Source organism: Pseudomonas sp. DR208 (assembly GCF_019823005.1).
Taxonomy (GTDB): domain Bacteria; phylum Pseudomonadota; class Gammaproteobacteria; order Pseudomonadales; family Pseudomonadaceae; genus Aquipseudomonas; species Aquipseudomonas extremorientalis.
Window position 1 is genome coordinate 261,809 of record NZ_CP081944.1, and the last position, 18,207, is coordinate 280,015.

17 protein-coding genes and 1 pseudogene are annotated in these 18,207 nt (G+C 61.1%); 15 read left to right on the forward strand and 3 right to left on the reverse strand.

Features of this window, described 5'->3' with window-relative positions:
- Positions 1-43: 43 nt before the first annotated feature.
- Positions 44-694 (reverse strand): tyrosine-protein phosphatase, encoded by a 651-nt coding sequence (locus K5K89_RS01185; RefSeq protein WP_071490924.1) that lies wholly within the window; start codon positions 692-694, stop codon positions 44-46.
- Between the two features lie 226 nt (positions 695-920).
- Here K5K89_RS01185 and K5K89_RS01190 point away from each other — a divergent pair, with 226 nt between their 5' ends.
- The 6 genes and pseudogenes from K5K89_RS01190 to K5K89_RS01215 all read left to right on the forward strand — a co-directional run bounded on the left by K5K89_RS01190 (position 921) and on the right by K5K89_RS01215 (position 8,497).
- Positions 921-1,673, forward strand: a complete 753-nt coding sequence (locus K5K89_RS01190; protein ID WP_222540711.1) for a gluconate 2-dehydrogenase subunit 3 family protein — start codon at positions 921-923, stop codon at positions 1,671-1,673.
- Between the two features lie 2 nt (positions 1,674-1,675).
- Positions 1,676-3,460 carry a GMC family oxidoreductase gene (locus tag K5K89_RS01195; RefSeq protein WP_092241449.1) on the forward strand — a complete coding sequence of 595 codons (1,785 nt, stop codon included), beginning with the start codon at positions 1,676-1,678 and terminating at the stop codon, positions 3,458-3,460.
- A 6-nt stretch (positions 3,461-3,466) separates the two neighbouring features.
- Positions 3,467-4,782, forward strand: a pseudogene (locus tag K5K89_RS01200) (c-type cytochrome).
- A 70-nt stretch (positions 4,783-4,852) separates the two neighbouring features.
- The gene (locus tag K5K89_RS01205; RefSeq protein ID WP_092241445.1) at positions 4,853-5,911 is read left to right on the forward strand and encodes a PA0069 family radical SAM protein; all 1,059 of its coding nucleotides are present in this window, start codon (positions 4,853-4,855) and stop codon (positions 5,909-5,911) included.
- 227 nt (positions 5,912-6,138) lie between these two features.
- Positions 6,139-6,870: a carbonic anhydrase gene (locus K5K89_RS01210; RefSeq protein WP_071490929.1), complete on the forward strand. Its 732-nt coding sequence runs from the start codon at positions 6,139-6,141 to the stop codon at positions 6,868-6,870.
- Positions 6,871-6,955: 85 nt separating this feature from the next.
- A complete protein-coding gene (locus K5K89_RS01215; protein ID WP_071490930.1) occupies positions 6,956-8,497 on the forward strand; it encodes a SulP family inorganic anion transporter in 1,542 nt (513 codons plus the stop codon).
- A gap of 52 nt (positions 8,498-8,549) precedes the next feature.
- Here the strand turns inward: K5K89_RS01215 and K5K89_RS01220 are convergent, their stop codons facing one another.
- Positions 8,550-9,197, reverse strand: a complete 648-nt coding sequence (locus K5K89_RS01220) for a hypothetical protein (RefSeq protein ID WP_071490931.1) — start codon at positions 9,195-9,197, stop codon at positions 8,550-8,552.
- Positions 9,198-9,564: 367 nt separating this feature from the next.
- Between K5K89_RS01220 and coxB the strand changes: the two genes are divergently transcribed.
- The 4 genes from coxB to K5K89_RS01240 all read left to right on the forward strand — a co-directional run bounded on the left by coxB (position 9,565) and on the right by K5K89_RS01240 (position 13,959).
- Positions 9,565-10,692 carry a cytochrome c oxidase subunit II gene (coxB, locus tag K5K89_RS01225; RefSeq protein ID WP_222540713.1) on the forward strand — a complete coding sequence of 376 codons (1,128 nt, stop codon included), beginning with the start codon at positions 9,565-9,567 and terminating at the stop codon, positions 10,690-10,692.
- Positions 10,693-10,750: 58 nt separating this feature from the next.
- Positions 10,751-12,337, forward strand: a complete 1,587-nt coding sequence (gene ctaD / locus K5K89_RS01230) for a cytochrome c oxidase subunit I (RefSeq protein ID WP_222540714.1) — start codon at positions 10,751-10,753, stop codon at positions 12,335-12,337.
- 147 nt (positions 12,338-12,484) lie between these two features.
- Positions 12,485-13,036, forward strand: a complete 552-nt coding sequence (locus K5K89_RS01235) for a cytochrome c oxidase assembly protein (protein ID WP_071490934.1) — start codon at positions 12,485-12,487, stop codon at positions 13,034-13,036.
- Between the two features lie 35 nt (positions 13,037-13,071).
- Complete coding sequence (locus tag K5K89_RS01240) at positions 13,072-13,959, forward strand: cytochrome c oxidase subunit 3 (RefSeq protein WP_222540715.1); 888 nt, start codon at positions 13,072-13,074, stop codon at positions 13,957-13,959.
- A 6-nt stretch (positions 13,960-13,965) separates the two neighbouring features.
- Here the strand turns inward: K5K89_RS01240 and K5K89_RS01245 are convergent, their stop codons facing one another.
- Positions 13,966-14,169, reverse strand: coding sequence for a twin transmembrane helix small protein (locus K5K89_RS01245; RefSeq protein ID WP_058424417.1), 204 nt, complete (start codon positions 14,167-14,169; stop codon positions 13,966-13,968).
- Positions 14,170-14,197: 28 nt separating this feature from the next.
- On the opposite strand from K5K89_RS01245, the gene K5K89_RS01250 reads away from it, so the two are divergent.
- Genes K5K89_RS01250 through K5K89_RS01270 form a run of 5 tightly spaced genes read left to right on the forward strand, consistent with a single transcriptional unit; the run spans position 14,198 to position 18,121 of the window.
- Positions 14,198-14,962 carry an SURF1 family protein gene (locus K5K89_RS01250; RefSeq protein WP_071490936.1) on the forward strand — a complete coding sequence of 255 codons (765 nt, stop codon included), beginning with the start codon at positions 14,198-14,200 and terminating at the stop codon, positions 14,960-14,962.
- Positions 14,928-15,512, forward strand: a complete 585-nt coding sequence (locus K5K89_RS01255; RefSeq protein ID WP_092241439.1) for a hypothetical protein — start codon at positions 14,928-14,930, stop codon at positions 15,510-15,512. The genes K5K89_RS01250 and K5K89_RS01255 overlap by 35 nt, the downstream gene beginning before the upstream one ends.
- Positions 15,513-15,522: 10 nt before the next feature.
- On the forward strand, positions 15,523-16,602 hold the full coding sequence (locus K5K89_RS01260) for a COX15/CtaA family protein (RefSeq protein WP_092241437.1): 1,080 nt from the start codon (positions 15,523-15,525) through the stop codon (positions 16,600-16,602).
- Positions 16,590-17,489, forward strand: a complete 900-nt coding sequence (gene cyoE / locus K5K89_RS01265; protein WP_071490938.1) for a heme o synthase — start codon at positions 16,590-16,592, stop codon at positions 17,487-17,489. Before K5K89_RS01260 ends, cyoE begins: the two co-directional genes overlap by 13 nt.
- Positions 17,486-18,121, forward strand: a complete 636-nt coding sequence (locus K5K89_RS01270; protein WP_222540716.1) for an SCO family protein — start codon at positions 17,486-17,488, stop codon at positions 18,119-18,121. Before cyoE ends, K5K89_RS01270 begins: the two co-directional genes overlap by 4 nt.
- Positions 18,122-18,207 lie beyond the last annotated feature (86 nt).

An 18,207-nucleotide genomic window follows, 5' to 3' on the forward strand; every position in this document is an offset into this window, starting at 1 on the left:
CGGGCGGCCCTCTGTAGGAGTTCGGCCAGCCGGGCTCCTACAGTTATTTCTCGTCTTTTCCCGTCGTCGTGATCCAATCCTTCATCGAGCACAACGCGAACGCGCTGGTGCTGCAATCGCCATTCGCCAAGGCCGTGCGTAACTTGTCGATATCGGCCCTCATCATGTAGCGAACGCCGTCCTTGAAGCCATTGCTGGTGCCAAACCCGCCCAAGGTCATTTCGTTCAGCGCGTCTTCCTTGCTCCATCCCTGAATCACGACTCGATACATCGCCGCCATCAGGCCAGTGCGGTCAGAGCCGTGCTTGCAATGCATCAGCACCGGGCCGTTGGCTTCGGCTTCCCGGATGGCCCTCAGCGCCGCCAACACGTCCGTATCATCTACATGGTTGGTGCGATACGTCAGTTGAACCTGACGGATGCCAGGCGATTTGAGCCAGTCGGCATCCGACTCCGGCAGGAAGTTGATCACGGTGCCGATCTTCAGCTGTTCCAACAGCGGCCCGGCGTTGCGATCCGGTAGTGCGCTGCGGTAGAGGGTGGGCGTCATCTGGTGCAGGTTGTATTGATTACCCACAGGTTGGGCCCACTCCGGTGAACGGATTGAGACGGTGTCGTCGGCTTGAGCGTAAGCGCAGGTGAACATCGCGATGATCGCGAGGCCGAGGCCTGACAACCATTGATTCTTGAGCATGGGTGACATAACCGAGCAAGGAGTGGGTGGTGCTCAGGTTCGTCCAGAGGGGGTCAATGAGGCGTGAGGAGGCCGTCAAAGAATCGTGAATCCTCAGTCTTTAGTCGCTGAAACGGTTCTGTGAATTCATAGCCTGCTATCATTTGTAACTATTGATTGCCTAAAAGGCCAAGCCGCTCACTAGAAGCCGGCCGATATTCCCGTGACCACATGATGAGGTGCCACCATGTCTGATCAAGATCAAGACAACCCCCGGCGTGACTTTTTGCGCAAATCCTTGACCTTGATCCCGGTGGTCACGGTTGCCAGCACTGGCCTTGGCGGCTCGATGTTGATGGCAACGCCTGAACCGGCGCAGGCCGCTCCCGCCAAGCCTGCGGTGAGTGAAAAGGCCTACGAGCCTACGTACTTCACGGCTGAGGAGTGGGCGTTTATCAACGCCGCCGTCGAGCGCCTGATTCCCGCCGATGAGCAAGGCCCGGGCGCCCTGGAAGCCGGTGCGCCGGAATATATCGACCGTCAGATGAACACCCCGTACGCCAGCGGCGCCCTGTGGTTCATGCAAGGGCCGTTCAACGCGGATGCCGCTCCAGAGATGGGCTGGCAGTCCAAACTGGTGCCCAAGGACATCTATCGCCTGGGCATTGCCGCGACGGATGCCTGGTCGAAAGCCTTCAACGGTAAAGCTTTTGCTGCGCAAGACAGCGCTACCCGAGACGATATGTTGCGTCGTCTGGAGGCTGGCGGCAGTGAAGTGACGGCGCATTTTGACGCGGTGCCGCCCAAGATGTTCTTCAACCTGTTGCTGCAAAACACCAAGGAAGGGTTCTTTTGCGACCCCATCCACGGTGGCAACAAAGGCATGGTCGGTTGGACCATGATCGGCTTCCCCGGCGCTCGCGCCGATTTCATGGACTGGGTTGAACGCAACGAGCAATACCCCTTCCCGGCAGTTTCCATCCGCGGTGAGAGGGCATAAACGTGGCGACCATCATGAAGAAAGTGGATGCAGTGATCGTAGGCTTCGGCTGGACCGGCGCGATCATGGCCAAGGAGCTGACGGAAGCAGGCCTCAACGTGGTTGCGCTGGAGCGTGGCCCGATGCAGGACACCTACCCGGACGGCAACTATCCCCAGGTCATCGATGAACTGACCTACAGCGTGCGTAAAAAACTCTTCCAGGACATTTCCAAAGAGACCGTGACCATTCGCCATAGCGTGAATGACGTCGCCCTGCCCAACCGTCAGTTGGGCGCGTTCCTGCCGGGCAACGGTGTGGGCGGCGCGGGCCTGCATTGGTCGGGGGTGCATTTCCGTGTCGACCCGATCGAGCTGCGCATGCGCAGCCACTATGAGGAGCGCTACGGCAAAAACTTCATCCCCAAGGACATGACCATCCAGGACTTCGGCGTGAGCTATGAAGAGCTGGAGCCGTTTTTCGACTACGCGGAAAAAGTCTTCGGCACCTCCGGCCAGGCCTGGACCGTAAAAGGTCAGCTGGTAGGCGAAGGCCGTGGCGGCAACCCGTATGCACCGGACCGTTCCAATCCGTTCCCGTTGGAAGCGCAGAAGAATACGGTCTCCGCACAGCTGTTTCAGAAAGCGGCTGCCGAGGTGGGTTACAAACCCTACAACCTGCCGTCCGCCAATACCTCGGGGCCCTATACCAACCCCTACGGTGCGCAGATGGGGCCGTGCAACTTCTGCGGTTTCTGCAGCGGCTATGTCTGCTACATGTATTCCAAGGCCTCGCCGAACGTGAACATCCTGCCGGCGTTGCGCCAGGTACCGAACTTTGAGCTGCGGCCCAATTCCCACGTACTCAAGGTCAACCTCGACAGCACCAAGAGCAAGGCCACCGGCGTGACCTACATCGACGCCCAGGGCCGGGAATGCGAACAGCCGGCAGATCTGGTGATTCTCGGCGCCTTCCAGTTCCACAACGTGCGTTTGATGCTGTTGTCGGGCATCGGCAAGCCCTACGACCCGATAACCAATGAGGGCGTGGTGGGCAGGAACTTCGCCTACCAGAACATGGCCACCATCAAGGCCTTCTTCGACAAAGACACTCATACCAACAACTTCATCGGTGCAGGCGGCAATGGCGTGGCCATCGATGACTTCAACGCCGACAACTTCGACCATGGCCCCCATGGCTTCGTGGGGGGCTCGCCGATGTGGGTCAACCAGGCCGGCAGCCGGCCGATTGCCGGTACGTCCAACCCGCCAGGCACACCGGCCTGGGGCAGCGCGTGGAAACGCGCCACCGCCGATTACTACACCCACCAGGTGTCGATGGATGCCCACGGTGCCCATCAATCCTACCGGGGCAACTACCTGGATCTGGACCCTGTTTATCGCGATGCCTACGGCCTGCCGCTGCTGCGGATGACGTTCGACTGGCAGGAAAACGACATCAAGATGAACCGCTTCATGGTCGAGAAAATGAGCAAGGTCGCCGAGGCGATGAACCCCAAGGCGATTGCCCTGCTCGGCAAAAAGGTCGGTGAGCATTTCAACACGGCGTCCTACCAGACCACCCACCTCAATGGCGGCGCGATCATGGGCACCGACCCGAAAACCAGCGCGTTGAACCGCTACCTGCAGTGCTGGGATGTGCACAACGTGTTTGTCCCAGGTGCGTCCGCTTTCCCACAAGGCCTGGGCTACAACCCTACCGGCCTGGTTGCGGCGCTGACCTACTGGTCGGCGCGGGCCATTCGCGAGCAATACCTGAAAAATCCCGGCCCACTGGTTCAGGCATAAGGAGCGATGACCATGAAAGCACTTGTTATCGCCACCTTCGCCCTGTTCAGCAGCTGCTCTGTCAGTGCGGCTGAAGCCGATTTGATCAAGCAAGGTGAATACCTGGCCCGCGCCGGTGATTGCGTGGCCTGCCACACCGCCAAAGGCGGCAAGCCCTTCGCCGGCGGCCTGCCGATGGAAACGCCGATAGGCGTGATCTATTCCACCAACATCACCCCGGACAAGACCGGCCTGGGCGACTACAGCTTCGAAGACTTCGACAAGGCCGTGCGCCATGGCGTCGCCAAGAGCGGTAGTACGCTTTACCCGGCGATGCCCTACCCGTCTTACGCGCGTGTCAGCGACAGCGATATGCAGGCGTTGTATGCGTATTTCATGAAGGGTGTCGAGCCGGTCGCTCAGCAGAACAAGGACAGCGATATTCCGTGGCCCTTGAGCATGCGCTGGCCGCTGGCGGCGTGGCGTTGGATGTTTGCGCCGGCTGTCGAAGCGCATCAGGCGCAAGCCGCCGCCGACCCGGTGGTCAGCCGTGGCGCCTACCTGGTGGAAGGCCTTGGCCATTGCGGCGCATGTCACACGCCACGGGCCCTGACCATGCAGGAAAAAGCCCTGAGTGCCTCTGACGGCAACGCCTTCCTGTCCGGCAGTGCGCCGCTGGAGGGCTGGATCGCCAAAAGCCTGCGCGGTGACCACAAGGACGGCCTCGGCAGTTGGAGTGAGGAGCAGTTGGTGCAATTCCTCAAGACCGGGCGCAGTGATCGCAGCGCGGTGTTTGGTGGCATGAGCGACGTTGTCGTCCACAGCATGCAGTACATGTCGGAGGATGACCTGACGGCTATCGCCCGTTACCTCAAGAGCTTGCCGGCGGTAGACCCCAAGGACCAAGCGCATCAGTACGACAAGCAGGTGGCCGAGGCGCTGTGGAAAGGCGATGACCGCAAGCCGGGCGCGTCGGTATATATCGACAACTGCGCGGCCTGCCACCGTACCGACGGGCATGGCTACACGCGGGTGTTCCCGGCGCTGGCGGGTAACCCGGTAGTGCAGACGGCGGATGCCACGTCGTTGATCAACATCGTGTTGAATGGCGGCACCTTGCCGGCTACCCACGCGGCGCCCTCGACCTTCACCATGCCGGCGTTCGCCTGGCGTCTGTCGGATCAGGAAGTGGCGGATGTGGTCAGTTTCATTCGGGGCAGTTGGGGCAATAAAGGTGCGCCGGTGAAAGCCAACGAAGTGGCGGACCTGCGCAAGAACGATATGCGCACCACCTCGGGCGATGACCTGGGCCAGGTCACGCAACGGCACTGATCCCTGGCTGACCGCCAAACGGCACTGGTCAGAAGCCCTGCGCCTCGATACTGTATATAAAAACAGTATCGAGGCGTTTTCATGTCTACTCCGTTGCCGCCCCGTGGCCGGGGCACGGCCACCAACCTGCACAACCGCTTCGCACCGACTGTCAGCGTGGTCGAGGATGACGGCTGGTTCCAGGAAGTGCCGCCGACCCAGGGCACTGAAGTGCGCATCGAAACGGCCAAGACCATCATCACCCGCAACAACTCGCCGGACTTGCCGTTCGATCGTTCGATCAACCCCTACCGTGGCTGTGAGCACGGCTGTATCTACTGCTACGCGCGGCCGAGCCATGCCTATTGGGACATGTCGCCGGGGCTGGATTTCGAAACCAGACTGATCGCCAAGACCAACGCCGCCGATGTGCTGGAACAGCAGTTGTCGAAACCGGGTTACGTGTGCGCGCCGATCAACCTTGGGTCCAACACCGACCCGTACCAACCGATCGAGCGCGAGTACAAGATCACCCGGCAAACCCTGCAAGTGCTGCTGCGCTATCGCCATCCGGTGACCATCATCACCAAGGGCTCGCTGATATTGCGCGATCTGGACCTGCTCACCGAGTTGGCGCGCCAGCGGCTGGTCGCCGTGATGATCAGCCTCACCAGCCTGGACGACGAACTCAAGCGTATCCTGGAGCCACGCACGGCGGCGCCCAAGGCGCGCCTGCGCGCGATCCGGGTGATGCGTGAGGCTGGGATCCCGGTGGGCGTGCTGTGCTCGCCGATGATTCCGATGATCAATGACAGTGAGCTGGAAAGCCTGCTGACCGAAGCTCACGCTGCGGGCGCGCAAAGTGCGGCGTACATGATGCTGCGCCTGCCGCTGGAGGTGGCGCCGTTGTTCGAGGAGTGGCTGGCGGCGCATTACCCACAGCGTGCGGCCCATGTGATGAGCCTGGTGCGCCAGGTGCGTGGCGGCGAGGTGTATGACAGCCGCTTCGGCGTGCGCATGCGTGGCGAAGGGCCGTTTGCCGACTTGCTGGCGCAGCGCTTCAGTAAAGCCATCAAGCGGCTGGGGCTCAACCGGCGGGAAGGGTTTGACCTGGATTGCACGGCGTTCTGTCCTCCGGGCAGGCAGATGGCATTGTTGTAGACTGACAGGGCAGAACGCACCGTTCCTGTAGGGGTGGTCGCGTTTTGACATCACTGAAACCCTCGATCTAGAGCGGTTCATTCAGTTTGAGTTAAGTTTCGGCGGTTACCTTGTTCAGCGAGTGACTGATGAGTCGGCACTGTGGCCCCTGGCGTTTTACAACTAATCCATTGGCCAAGCGTCCAACTGACTTGAAAACTCCCCTGCATTAATCAAGAGGATGAACCATGAGTGACAAGGATAAACAGCCGTTGGCTGCGTCGGCTTCTGCCCCTCAGGTGGCTGAAACCGCCGATGCAGCGCTAAAGCATATCGTTGACGGCTTTTTGCATTTCCATCACGACGTCTTCCCCCAGCAGGAAGAACTCTTCAAGAAACTCGCCACGGCCCAGAGTCCACGGGCGATGTTCATTACCTGCGCCGACTCGCGCATCGTGCCTGAGCTGATCACTCAGAGCTCTCCTGGCGATCTGTTCGTGACCCGTAACGTCGGCAACGTCGTACCGCCTTACGGCCAGATGAACGGCGGTGTTTCCACGGCCATCGAGTACGCGGTACTCGCCCTTGGCGTGCAGCACATCATCGTCTGCGGGCACTCCGATTGTGGCGCCATGCGCGCGGTGCTCAACCCTGACAGCCTGGAGAAGATGCCGACGGTCAAGGCCTGGCTGCGGCATGCCGAGGTTGCCAAGACCATGGTGCATGACAACTGCGACTGCGCCAATGAAGGCGAGAGCATGAAAGTGCTCACCGAAGAAAACGTCATCGCCCAACTGCAACATTTGCGCACTCACCCCTCCGTGGCTTCGCGCATGGCCAATGGTCATTTGTTTATCCACGGTTGGATCTACAACATCGAGACCAGCGAAATCCGCGCCTACGATGCCGACCAGTCGACGTTCCGACCGTTGAGCGGCGACGGACCGATCCCTTGCGCGACGCCTAAAGCGCGCTTCTAACACACTTCCCTGCCGGGTAAAGCGGTGGCTGCCATGGACGCAGCCAGGCTTTACCGCGCCCGGCGAATGCCTCGGGAGAGTCATCATGCGTGCTGCTCAATTGAAAGCTGTATTGCCAAGGGAGCTGCTCGCTTCCGTGGTTGTGTTTCTGGTCGCCCTGCCCTTGTGCATGGGGATTGCGATCGCCTCTGGCATGCCGCCGGCCAAAGGCCTGATTACCGGGATTATCGGAGGCTTGGTGGTGGGCTGGTTGGCGGGCTCGCCGTTGCAAGTCAGTGGCCCGGCGGCGGGCCTGGCGGTGCTGGTGTTCGAGTTGGTGCGCCAGCACGGCATGCTGATGCTCGGGCCGATCCTGCTGCTGGCGGGATTCCTGCAACTGGTTGCCGGGCGTTTGCGCCTGGGCTGCTGGTTTCGCGTCACGGCACCGGCGGTGGTGTACGGCATGTTGGCGGGGATTGGCGTGCTGATTGTGCTGTCGCAGATCCACGTGATGCTCGACGGCGCGCCCAAGCCTTCGGGGCTCGACAATCTGGCAGGCTTCCCGGCGGCACTGGCCGACGCAATCCCGACCCTGGGCGGTGGCCTGGGCTGGCAGGCCGGGTTGCTCGGTTTGTCGACGATGCTGGTGATGTACGCCTGGGACAAATTGCGCCCGCAGCAGCTGCGCTTTGTGCCCGGTGCTTTGCTGGGCGTGGGCCTGGCCACGGTTGTCAGCCTGGTGCTGGCGTTGCAGGTCAAGCGTGTCGAAGTCCCGGAAAACCTTGCTGATGCCATCGACTGGCTACGCCCCAGTGACCTGTTGAACCTTGCCGATCCCCAACTGTTGATCGCCGCATTTGCCGTGGCGTTTATCGCGAGCGCTGAAACGCTGCTGTCTGCGGCGGCGGTCGACCGCATGCACAGCGGTCAGCGTTCGGATTTCGACAAGGAGTTGTCTGCTCAAGGGGTGGGCAACATGCTCTGCGGCCTGGTCGGCGCCTTGCCGATGACCGGCGTGATTGTGCGCAGCTCGGCCAACGTGCAGGCCGGTGCAACCACGCGCTTGTCGGCGATGTTCCATGGCCTGTGGCTGCTGGCGTTCGTGCTGTTGCTGTCGAGTGTGCTGCAAAGCATCCCGGTGGCGAGCCTGGCGGGTGTGCTGGTGTACACCGGTATCAAGCTGGTCGACATCAAGGCCTTCAAGGCACTGGGACGCTATGGGCGGATGCCGATGTTTACCTACGCGGCCACGGCGCTGGCGATCATCTTTACCGACCTGCTGACCGGCGTATTGGTGGGCTTCGGGCTGACGTTGGTCAAGCTGGCGTTCAAGGCTTCGCGGTTGAAGGTCAGCCTGATCGACCTGCCTCAGGACGGCGAGATGGAACTGCGCCTGACCGGTGCGGCGACCTTTCTGAAAGTGCCCGCGTTGACTCAAGTCTTGTCGACGGTGCCTGCCGGGACGACCGTGCATGTTCCGCTGAGCAACCTGAGTTACATCGACCATTCCTGCCTGGAATTGCTGGAGGAATGGGGGCGGGCCAATGCGGCCAAGGGCTCGACGTTGGTGATCGAGGCGCGCGGGTTGAAGCGTCGGCTGGAAGGCCGGGTGAGGACGACGACGGGGATAGGCTCCGCGCCAGCCTGAACAGCAAAACAACGCCTGTAGGAGCCGGCAAGCCAGCTCCTACAAGGCGGGATCAGGCCGGCTGATCCAGCGCCAACTCAACCCCCAGCTGTCGCGACAGGCATGGCCAGCGCTTCCACGCGGCTTCCGTGTCGGGGCTCTTGAGCTGTTCGCGATAAGCCTCCACGGACTCCAGCGCAAAGCTTTCTTCGTTGAGCATTTCATCCACTGCGTGGTGTACCGCTTCATCCAGCAGGTTGGCGAAGGTTTCGCCGATCAACTGATGGGCAATGACATTGGCCACCGTGGTATCGGCCGGAATCAACGGCTGGCCAAAGTGCTTGATATACAAATCGTTGACCTCTTCGACCAGGCGATGAGCCAGGTAGGCCTCATCCAGCAGGCCATCGAGACCTTCATGGCCGGCCAGGATGGCAGGCGGTTGCAGGAAGAAGTGCTCGGCGATTTTCAGTACCGGTTTGATCTGGCTTTCGATACCGGCCTCGCGGGCCACGTCGTTGGCGGCGTCCAGCAAGTCCGGGACCAAGTCGATGTAGGCGGTGACAAAGCGGGTCATGACAATGTTGCGATCACCGTCAGCCAGGGAGATGGCCGAATGCAGGTGCGGCAATTGTTTTTCCAGTTGCAGGGCAAGCTGGCCAGTGCTGGCTTCGTGTTGATGGGCACGGGAAATCTGCTCGCGCAATGCGGCGGTGTTCATGAAAGCTCCAGTGATGCAGGCGTAGGAAAAGGGAGAAGATAAGGTAGCTCGTTTATACGAGCGCCTCAGACGCATTTGTCATAATTATTTCATGGTTATGCGCCCGCGTTATATCGAATTGCCATCGTTCGTCGGATAAACGATTCCGTGCCCGGTTTTATTGACTCCAGCCAGTCATTTCTACTCATTTGCCCCTACACATTGCGGGGTTGCAGAGCCTGTCTATACTCGGATTTGTACGCGATTAGCTGATGACGCCAGACTGCATAAGCAGGCAAGGCCAGGCGGTTGTAAGCAGTATGGAAGCCGCTCCCTTCGACGCAGGTGCAAACCGGCGGGATAACAAGAACGATAAGGGGAACCCGCAATGATGCGACATCCACATGTTTGGATGGGCCTCCTGTTGTGGTCGGTATTCGGCCAGGCACATGCCGCCTGGACAACGAATATGGCGCCAGGGGCGACAGAAGTCAGTCACGCTGTGTTCGACCTGCACATGACCATATTCTGGATCTGTGTGGTGATCGGCATCATCGTGTTTGGCGCGATGTTCTGGTCGATGATCGTTCATCGCCGGTCTACGGGCCAGGTCGCGGCCAAGTTCCACGAGAGCACTACCGTGGAGATCCTCTGGACCGTCGTGCCCTTGCTGATCCTGATCGCGATGGCCATTCCGGCCACCAAGACCCTGATCAATATCTACGACAGCAGTGAGTCGGATATCGATATCCAGGTCACCGGCTACCAGTGGAAATGGCATTACAAATACCTGGGCCAGGATGTGGAGTTCTTCAGCAACCTGGCCACGCCCGCCGAACAGATCCACAACCAGGCGACCAAGGGCGAACACTATCTGCTGGAAGTCGACCAGCCGCTGGTGTTGCCGGTGGGGGCCAAGGTGCGCTTCCTGGTGACCGCCGCCGATGTGATCCACTCCTGGTGGGTGCCGGCGTTTGCGGTCAAGCGCGACGCAATTCCCGGCTTCGTCAACGAGGCCTGGACCCGTGTCGAGAAGCCCGGCATCTACCGTGGCCAGTGCGCCGAGCTGTGCGGCAAGGACCACGGCTTCATGCCTATTGTGGTCGAGGTCAAGTCCAGGGCCGACTACGACACCTGGCTCGGCGAGCGCAAGGCAGAGGCCGCCAAGCTCAAGGAGCTGACCTCCAAAGAGTGGACCCTGGACGAGCTGGTGGCCCGTGGCGACAAGGTCTACCACACCACCTGCGTGGCCTGTCACCAGGCCGAAGGCCAGGGCCTGCCACCGATGTTCCCGGCGCTCAAGGGTTCCAAGATCGCCACCGGTCCCGCCGCCGATCACCTGAGCCTCGTGTACCACGGCAAGCCCGGCACCGCGATGGCGGCGTTCGGTAAGCAGCTCTCGGAAGTGGATATCGCCGCCGTGGTGACCTACGAGCGTAATGCCTGGGGTAACAACAAAGGCGACATGGTCACGCCTAAAGACGTGCTGGCCATCAAGCAGGCGGAAAGCAAATGACCTCTCTCATGGCATTGACCGCGACCCGCCCCGCCCACTCGCTTGCAGGAGAACGACCATGAGCGCTGTGATCGACGACCATGGTCACGCCGACCATGCCCACGGCCCCGCCAAGGGCCTGATGCGCTGGGTGCTGACCACCAACCACAAAGACATCGGCACCATGTACCTGTGGTTCGCCTTTGTCATGTTCTTGCTCGGCGGCTCGTTCGCCATGGTGATCCGGGCCGAGCTGTTCCAGCCCGGCCTGCAGATCGTGCAGCCGGCGTTCTTCAACCAGATGACCACCATGCACGGGCTGATCATGGTGTTCGGCGCGGTGATGCCGGCGTTTGTCGGCCTGGCCAACTGGATGATCCCGTTGATGATCGGCGCGCCCGACATGGCCCTGCCGCGCATGAACAACTTCAGTTTCTGGCTGTTGCCGGCGGCCTTCCTGCTGCTGGTCTCGACGCTGTTCACGCCAGGAGGCGGGCCGAACTTCGGCTGGACCTTCTACGCGCCGCTCTCCACCACCTACGCACCGGAAAGCGTGACGTTCTTTATCTTCGCCATTCACCTGATGGGTATCAGCTCGATCATGGGCGCGATCAACGTGGTCGCCACCATCCTCAACCTGCGTGCCCCGGGCATGACCTTGATGAAAATGCCGCTGTTCGTGTGGACCTGGCTGATCACCGCGTTCCTGCTGATCGCGGTCATGCCGGTGCTGGCCGGGTGTGTGACCATGATGCTGATGGACATCCACTTCGGTACCAGCTTCTTCAGCGCGGCCGGCGGCGGTGACCCGGTGCTGTTCCAGCACGTGTTCTGGTTTTTCGGCCACCCCGAGGTGTACATCATGATCCTGCCGGCCTTCGGCGCCGTCAGCTCGATCATCCCGACCTTTTCGCGCAAGCCGTTGTTCGGCTACACCTCGATGGTCTACGCCACAGCGAGCATTGCATTCCTGTCGTTCATCGTGTGGGCGCACCACATGTTCGTGGTGGGCATCCCGCTGGTGGGCGAGTTGTTCTTCATGTACGCCACCCTGCTGATTGCCGTGCCCACCGGGGTGAAGGTGTTCAACTGGGTCAGCACCATGTGGCAGGGCTCGCTGACCTTCGAAACGCCGATGCTGTTCGCCGTGGCCTTCGTGATCCTGTTCACCATTGGCGGTTTCTCCGGGCTGATGCTGGCGATTGCCCCGGCGGACTTCCAGTACCACGACACCTATTTCGTGGTGGCGCACTTCCATTACGTACTGGTGCCCGGCGCGATCTTCGGCATCTTCGCTTCGGCCTACTACTGGCTGCCGAAATGGACCGGCCACATGTACGACGAAACCCTGGGCAAGCTGCACTTCTGGTTGTCTTTCGTGGGCATGAACATGGCGTTTTTCCCGATGCATTTTGTCGGGCTGGCGGGCATGCCGCGCCGGGTGCCGGACTACAACCTGCAGTTCGCTGACTTCAACATGGTTTCGTCGATCGGCGCGTTCATGTTCGGCGCCACGCAGATCTTCTTCCTGTTTATCGTGATCAAGTGCATCCGTGGCGGCCCGCTGGCGCCGGCCAAGCCCTGGGATGGCGCTGAAGGCCTGGAGTGGAGCATCCCTTCGCCGGCGCCATACCACACCTTCACCACCCCGCCGGAGGTCAAATGAACACGCCTTGGCACTGCTTACACGGCCAATGTGGGAGGGGGCTTGCCCCCGATGGCGGTGTGACAGCCGACATCATGATTGGCTGCAAAACAGCTATCGGGGGCAAGCCCCCTCCCACAATGGCCTCATTCACATTGGGTGGGCGTCATGGCTGAATACTTGCCGATCAAGCGCCTGGTCACACGGCTGCTGATCCTGGTGGTGGCGATGTTCGCCTTCGGCTTTGCGCTGGTGCCGATCTACGACGTGATGTGCAAGGCGTTCGGCATCAACGGCAAGACCGCAGGGCAGTATGAGGGCGAGCAGGTTGTCGACCCGACGCGCCAGGTGCGCGTGCAGTTCCTGTCTACCAATGCCATCGATATGGTCTGGGATTTCTATGCCAAGGCGGACGAAGTGGTGGTCAACCCGGGCGCGGTGACCGAGATGCTGTTCGTGGCCCACAACCCGACCGACAAGCCGATGACTGCCCAGGCCGTACCGAGCATTTCCCCGGCCGAAGCGGCGATGTATTTCCACAAGACCGAATGCTTTTGCTTCACCCAGCAAGTGCTGCAGCCGGGCCAGCGGATCGAGATGCCGGTGCGCTTCATCGTCGACCGCGACATGCCCAAGGATGTGAAGCATCTGACTCTGGCGTACACGCTGTTCGATATCACTGCGCGCCAACCGCCGGTGGCTGTGCATACCGGCGGCTAGCTACTGTTTGCCCCCTCAATCAGGAGAGCGAATACATGTCGACTCATGATACGTACTACGTACCAGCGCAAAGCAAATGGCCGATAATTGCCACGATTGGCATGCTGGTCACCGTGTATGGACTGGCTGTGTGGTTCAACGACCTCAAGGCGGCACGCCCGGAATCCCACGGCCCGTGGATCTTTTTTGTCGGTGGGCTGCTGCTGGCTTACATGCTGTTCGGTTGGTTCGGTGCGGTCATCAAGGAAAGCCGCGCCGGTTTGTACAGTTCGCAGATGGACCGTTCGTTCCGTTGGGGCATGACCTGGTTCATCTTTTCCGAAGTGATGTTCTTTATCGCGTTCTTCGGTGCGCTGTTTTATGTGCGGCACATGTCCGGCCCGTGGTTGGGCGGTGAGGGTCACAAGGGCATTGCGCACATGCTGTGGCCGACCTTCGAGTTTGCCTGGCCGTTGCTCAACAACCCTGACCCCAAAATGTATCCCGCGCCTGAAGGCACCATCAGCCCGTGGGGTCTGCCGCTGGTCAATACCATCCTGCTGGTGAGCTCCAGCGTGACCATTACCATCGCCCACCATGCCCTGCGCAAAGGTCATCGCGGTGCGTTGAAGATCTGGTTGGCGATCACGGTGCTGTTGGGGCTGGCGTTCCTGGGGTTCCAGGCCGAGGAGTATATCCACGCCTATAAAGAGCTGGGCCTGACGCTGGGCTCCGGCGTGTATGGCGCGACGTTCTTTATGCTCACCGGCTTCCACGGCGCCCACGTGACCATCGGCACCCTCATTCTGTTCGTGATGCTGATGCGCATCCTCAAGGAGCATTTCAATGCCGAGCACCAGTTCGGCTTCGAGGCGGCCAGTTGGTATTGGCACTTTGTGGACGTGGTGTGGATCGGGCTGTTTTTCTTCGTTTACGTGCTGTGAGGCGGCTTACCACGGCGCATGAGAAACCAGTTGGCCGCTGAAAAAGCCCCAGGTGATCAAGGCCAGTGTGATCACGGCCAGTACGACACGCACGGTCAGGGCGTTGACGAGGCGGTTGGAGTTGCCCTCGTCCTTGACCAGGAAGAACAAGCCACTGAACAGGCTCACGACGGTCGCGATCAGCATCAGGGCAATAGCAGCTTTGAGCATGGTCGGGCTCCACGGGGATGGGCGGGCAATGAAAACAAGTATAGCCAGCGCCGCAAAACGCTTTCGTCCAGGGATCGCACCCACCTTAGTGGTGCTGGTACTGCTGCCCCTGATGGTGGGCTTGGGGTTCTGGCAACTGTCGCGCGGCCATGAAAAGCAGCTGCTGGTGGACAGTTATGCCGAGCGGCGCGCAGCGGAGCCGATCAGCAGTGCGCAACTCAATGACATGGCCGACCCGGCCTTTCGCCGCGTGCGCTTGCGCGGGCAGTTGGATGCCGGGCACAGCGTGTTTCTCGATAACCGCATGCGCGACGGCAAGGCCGGCGTAGAGCTGCTGCAACCCTTCCACGATCAGGCCAGCGGCCTGTGGCTGTTGCTGAATCGCGGCTGGCTACCCTGGCCGGACCGGCGCACGCCACCGGTATTCAGTACCCCGGAGCAGCTCTTGAATCTGGATGCCTGGGTCTACGTCGCCCCTGGCGAAACCTTCCAATTGCACGCCGACCCCGCCAGTGCGCAATGGCCACGCCTGCTGACGGCGCTGCACCCTGCCGCGTTGTGGGCGCAATTGGGCCGCAGCGGTTTCGCCTATGAGCTACGTGCCGAGCCCGGCCCCGGCACTTACGAAACCAGCTGGCCCATCGTGGCCATGGGGCCGGAAAAACACCTGGCGTATGCCGTGCAGTGGTTCGCCATGTCGCTGGCGTTGCTGGCGCTTTACCTCTACCTCGGATGGCACAACAAAAAGGAGAAGCCCCATGGGAGCGGCCATGAATCCACCCAACATGTCTGAGGTGCCTGATCGGCGCAAAGGCCGTTGGCAACTGATTCTGATCCTGATGATGGTGATCGGCCCGATGGCGCTGGCCACTTTCATGTACAAGCTGCAGTTCTGGGTGCCGCAAAGCCGCAGCTACCACGGCGAGATGATCGGCAACGGCCAGACCCGCGCCGACATTGGCGTGCCGGCCGATGAGCAGCGCTGGCAACTGCTGGTCACCGCGCCCGCCGCCTGCGCCGCCGATTGCCAGCAACTGGTCTACCTCGCGCGTCAATTGCAGATCGGCCTGGGGCGCGATGCCTCCCGCGCCAGCCATGCCTTGGCCAGTGCGCAGCCGCTGGACAGCGACTATGACGCCAAGCTCAAGGCCGAGTACCCGCAACTGCAACGCTACCCGCTGGACCTGTCGACCTTCAGTAAAAACGCCGCTGCACCGGGGGATGCTCAGCTGTGGATCGTCGACCCCCACGGCAACCTGGTGCTGCGCTATGACACCAAGGTCAAAGGCAAGGACTTGCTCAACGACCTGCGCCACCTGCTGAAACTGTCGAACATCGGATAGGGGCATCGTCATGGCCAAACCTGGATTTCGCCTCGCGTTGTTTGCCACCTTGCTGGCGCTGATCGTCGTGCTGCTCGGCGCTTATACCCGCCTGACCCATGCGGGTCTGGGCTGCCCGGACTGGCCCGGCTGCTATGGCTTCATCGGCGTGCCCAACACCGAAGCCCAACTGGCCCACGCCGAGCTTCACTTCCCCGATACGCCGGTGGAGGCCGACAAGGGCTGGGCCGAGATGACCCATCGCTACTTCGCCGGCACCCTGGGCTTGCTGATTGTGTTGCTGGCGGCGCGCTCGTGGAGCCATCGGCGCGATCCGGGCCAGCCGGTGAAGCTGCCGCTGTTTGTACTGGCGGTGGTGTTCGCCCAAGCGGCATTTGGCATGTGGACGGTGACATTGAAGCTGTGGCCGCAGGTGGTGACGGGGCATCTGTTGGGTGGCTTTGCGACCTTGAGCCTGCTGTTCCTGCTGACCCTGCGTTTGTCCGGCGTATTGCCCGCGCTGATCGTGCCCAAGCGCCTGCAATATTGGGCGACGGCAGGCCTGGTGCTGGTGATCGGCCAGATTGCCCTGGGCGGTTGGGTCAGTTCCAACTACGCGGCGGTGGCCTGTATCGATTTGCCAACGTGCCATGGGCAGTGGTGGCCGGCAGCGGACTTTGCCAACGGCTTCCACCTGACTCAACACATCGGCCCCAATTACCTCGGTGGGCAGTTGGACAGCGAGGCGCGCACCGCCATCCACCTGACCCACCGCATCGGCGCCGTCATCGTCAGCCTGGTGCTGCTGGGCCTGGCCTGGCAGTTGCGCGCAGTCGGCATGACGCGGTTGGCCGGCTTGCTGTTGATCGCCCTGGCGGCGCAAATCTGCCTGGGCCTGAGCAATGTGTATTTCCACCTGCCGCTGCCGGTTGCGGTAGGGCATAACGCGGGCGGTGCGGCGTTATTACTGACGCTGGTACTGGTCAACTATCACGCGCGCACCAGTCTGGTCCGGGTGCGCAACCAGTTGCCGTTCGGCTGGCGCTTTATTCCGCGCAAACACGTATCGGGCCTCGTTACCCTTAAAGGAGAGATGCCATGGCGACCTTGATCGGCGCGCGTCACGGCCAGGCCATCTGGCGTGATTATCTGGAGCTGACCAAGCCGAAGGTGGTGGTGCTGATGCTCATCACCTCGCTGGTGGGGATGTTCCTGGCGACTCGCGCTGGTGTGCCGTGGACCGTGCTGGTGTTTGGCAACCTGGGGATTGCCCTGTGTGCAGGCGGCGCGGCGGCGGTCAACCATGTGGTGGACCGACGCATCGACGCGGTGATGGCGCGCACTCACAAGCGGCCGTTGGCGGAGGGCCGGGTGTCACCGCTGGCGGCGTTGGCCTTTGCTTTGTTTCTGGCTGTTGCCGGGTTGGCCCTGCTGCTGGCATTCACCAATCCGCTCGCAGCCTGGTTGACGCTGGCCTCGCTGCTCGGTTATGCGGTGATCTACACCGGTTTTCTCAAGCGTGCGACGCCACAGAATATTGTTATCGGCGGCTTGGCCGGTGCAGCGCCGCCCTTGCTGGGTTGGGTCGCCGTCACCGGGCATGTCAGCGCCGAGCCCCTGCTGCTTGTGTTGATCATCTTTGCCTGGACTCCGCCACACTTCTGGGCCTTGGCCATCCATCGCAAGGAAGAATACGCCAAGGCCGATATCCCGATGCTGCCGGTGACCCACGGCGAGCACTACACCAAGGTGCATATCCTGCTCTACACCTTTGCCCTGCTGGCGGTGAGCCTGATGCCCTATGTGATCCACATGAGCGGCCTGCTGTACCTCGGCTGCGCCCTGGTATTGGGCGGGCGCTTTCTGCAATGGGCCTGGGTGTTGTACCGTGGCGGTCGGCCGCACGCGGCGATCAACACCTTCAAGTACTCTATCTGGTACTTGCTGCTGCTGTTTATCGCCCTGCTCGTAGACCACTACTTACTGTTGAACCTATGACTCGAACTCAAAAGACTGTCTTCATCCTGGTGGCCCTGGTGGCATTGATCATGGGCCTGACCGTTAACAAAGTGCTCTCGGGCAAGGGCCAGGGCGACCCTACCGCGCTGATCGACGCAGGTATCATCCTGTTGCCGCAAAGCCGTCAGTTGCCGCCGGTGACCATGACCAACCAGGACGGCCAGCCGGTGCTGGTCAACGAATTGAAAGGCAAGTGGAGCCTGTTGTTCTTCGGCTACACCTTCTGCCCGGACATCTGCCCGACTACCCTCGCCCAGCTGCGCCAGATCAAGAGCGAGCTGCCTAAAGAGGCTGTGGATAAGTTGCAGGTGATTTTGGTCAGTGTGGACCCGAACCGCGATACGTCAACCCAGCTCAAACTGTACCTGGGCTACTTCGACCCGCAGTTCCAGGGCCTGACGGGCGCGAATGTGGAGGAGGTGCAGAAGGTCTCGAATGCGGTGAGCATTCCGTTCATTCCGGCGGATACCAGCAAGCCCAACTACACCGTCGACCACAGCGGCAACCTGGCATTGATCGGGCCGGATGGGACTCAGCGCGGGTTCATCCGTGCGCCGTTGAACAACCAGAAGCTGGTGGCGCAGTTGCCGGGGTTGTTGAAGCGTCAGTAACAGGCGACAAATAACAAATGTGGGAGGGGGCTTGCCCCCGATAGCAGTGGGTCTGCCACCAGATGCAGTGACTGACACTCAGCAAT

Excerpts from the sequence above, each read along its gene's own strand:
- K5K89_RS01190 (WP_222540711.1), top strand. The coding sequence starts at position 921 with ATGTCTGATCAAGATCAAGACAACCCCCGGCGTGACTTTTTGCGCAAA.
- K5K89_RS01240 (WP_222540715.1), top strand. The coding sequence starts at position 13,072 with ATGTCGACTCATGATACGTACTACGTACCAGCGCAAAGCAAATGGCCG.
- K5K89_RS01215 (WP_071490930.1), top strand. The coding sequence starts at position 6,956 with ATGCGTGCTGCTCAATTGAAAGCTGTATTGCCAAGGGAGCTGCTCGCT.
- K5K89_RS01250 (WP_071490936.1), top strand. The coding sequence starts at position 14,198 with ATGAAAACAAGTATAGCCAGCGCCGCAAAACGCTTTCGTCCAGGGATC.
- K5K89_RS01245 (WP_058424417.1), bottom strand. The coding sequence starts at position 14,169 with ATGCTCAAAGCTGCTATTGCCCTGATGCTGATCGCGACCGTCGTGAGC.
- K5K89_RS01220 (WP_071490931.1), bottom strand. The coding sequence starts at position 9,197 with ATGAACACCGCCGCATTGCGCGAGCAGATTTCCCGTGCCCATCAACAC.
- K5K89_RS01235 (WP_071490934.1), top strand. The coding sequence starts at position 12,485 with ATGGCTGAATACTTGCCGATCAAGCGCCTGGTCACACGGCTGCTGATC.
- K5K89_RS01260 (WP_092241437.1), top strand. The coding sequence starts at position 15,523 with ATGGCCAAACCTGGATTTCGCCTCGCGTTGTTTGCCACCTTGCTGGCG.
- K5K89_RS01270 (WP_222540716.1), top strand. The coding sequence starts at position 17,486 with ATGACTCGAACTCAAAAGACTGTCTTCATCCTGGTGGCCCTGGTGGCA.
- ctaD (WP_222540714.1), top strand. The coding sequence starts at position 10,751 with ATGAGCGCTGTGATCGACGACCATGGTCACGCCGACCATGCCCACGGC.
- cyoE (WP_071490938.1), top strand. The coding sequence starts at position 16,590 with ATGGCGACCTTGATCGGCGCGCGTCACGGCCAGGCCATCTGGCGTGAT.
- coxB (WP_222540713.1), top strand. The coding sequence starts at position 9,565 with ATGATGCGACATCCACATGTTTGGATGGGCCTCCTGTTGTGGTCGGTA.
- K5K89_RS01185 (WP_071490924.1), bottom strand. The coding sequence starts at position 694 with ATGCTCAAGAATCAATGGTTGTCAGGCCTCGGCCTCGCGATCATCGCG.
- K5K89_RS01210 (WP_071490929.1), top strand. The coding sequence starts at position 6,139 with ATGAGTGACAAGGATAAACAGCCGTTGGCTGCGTCGGCTTCTGCCCCT.
- K5K89_RS01255 (WP_092241439.1), top strand. The coding sequence starts at position 14,928 with ATGGGAGCGGCCATGAATCCACCCAACATGTCTGAGGTGCCTGATCGG.
- K5K89_RS01205 (WP_092241445.1), top strand. The coding sequence starts at position 4,853 with ATGTCTACTCCGTTGCCGCCCCGTGGCCGGGGCACGGCCACCAACCTG.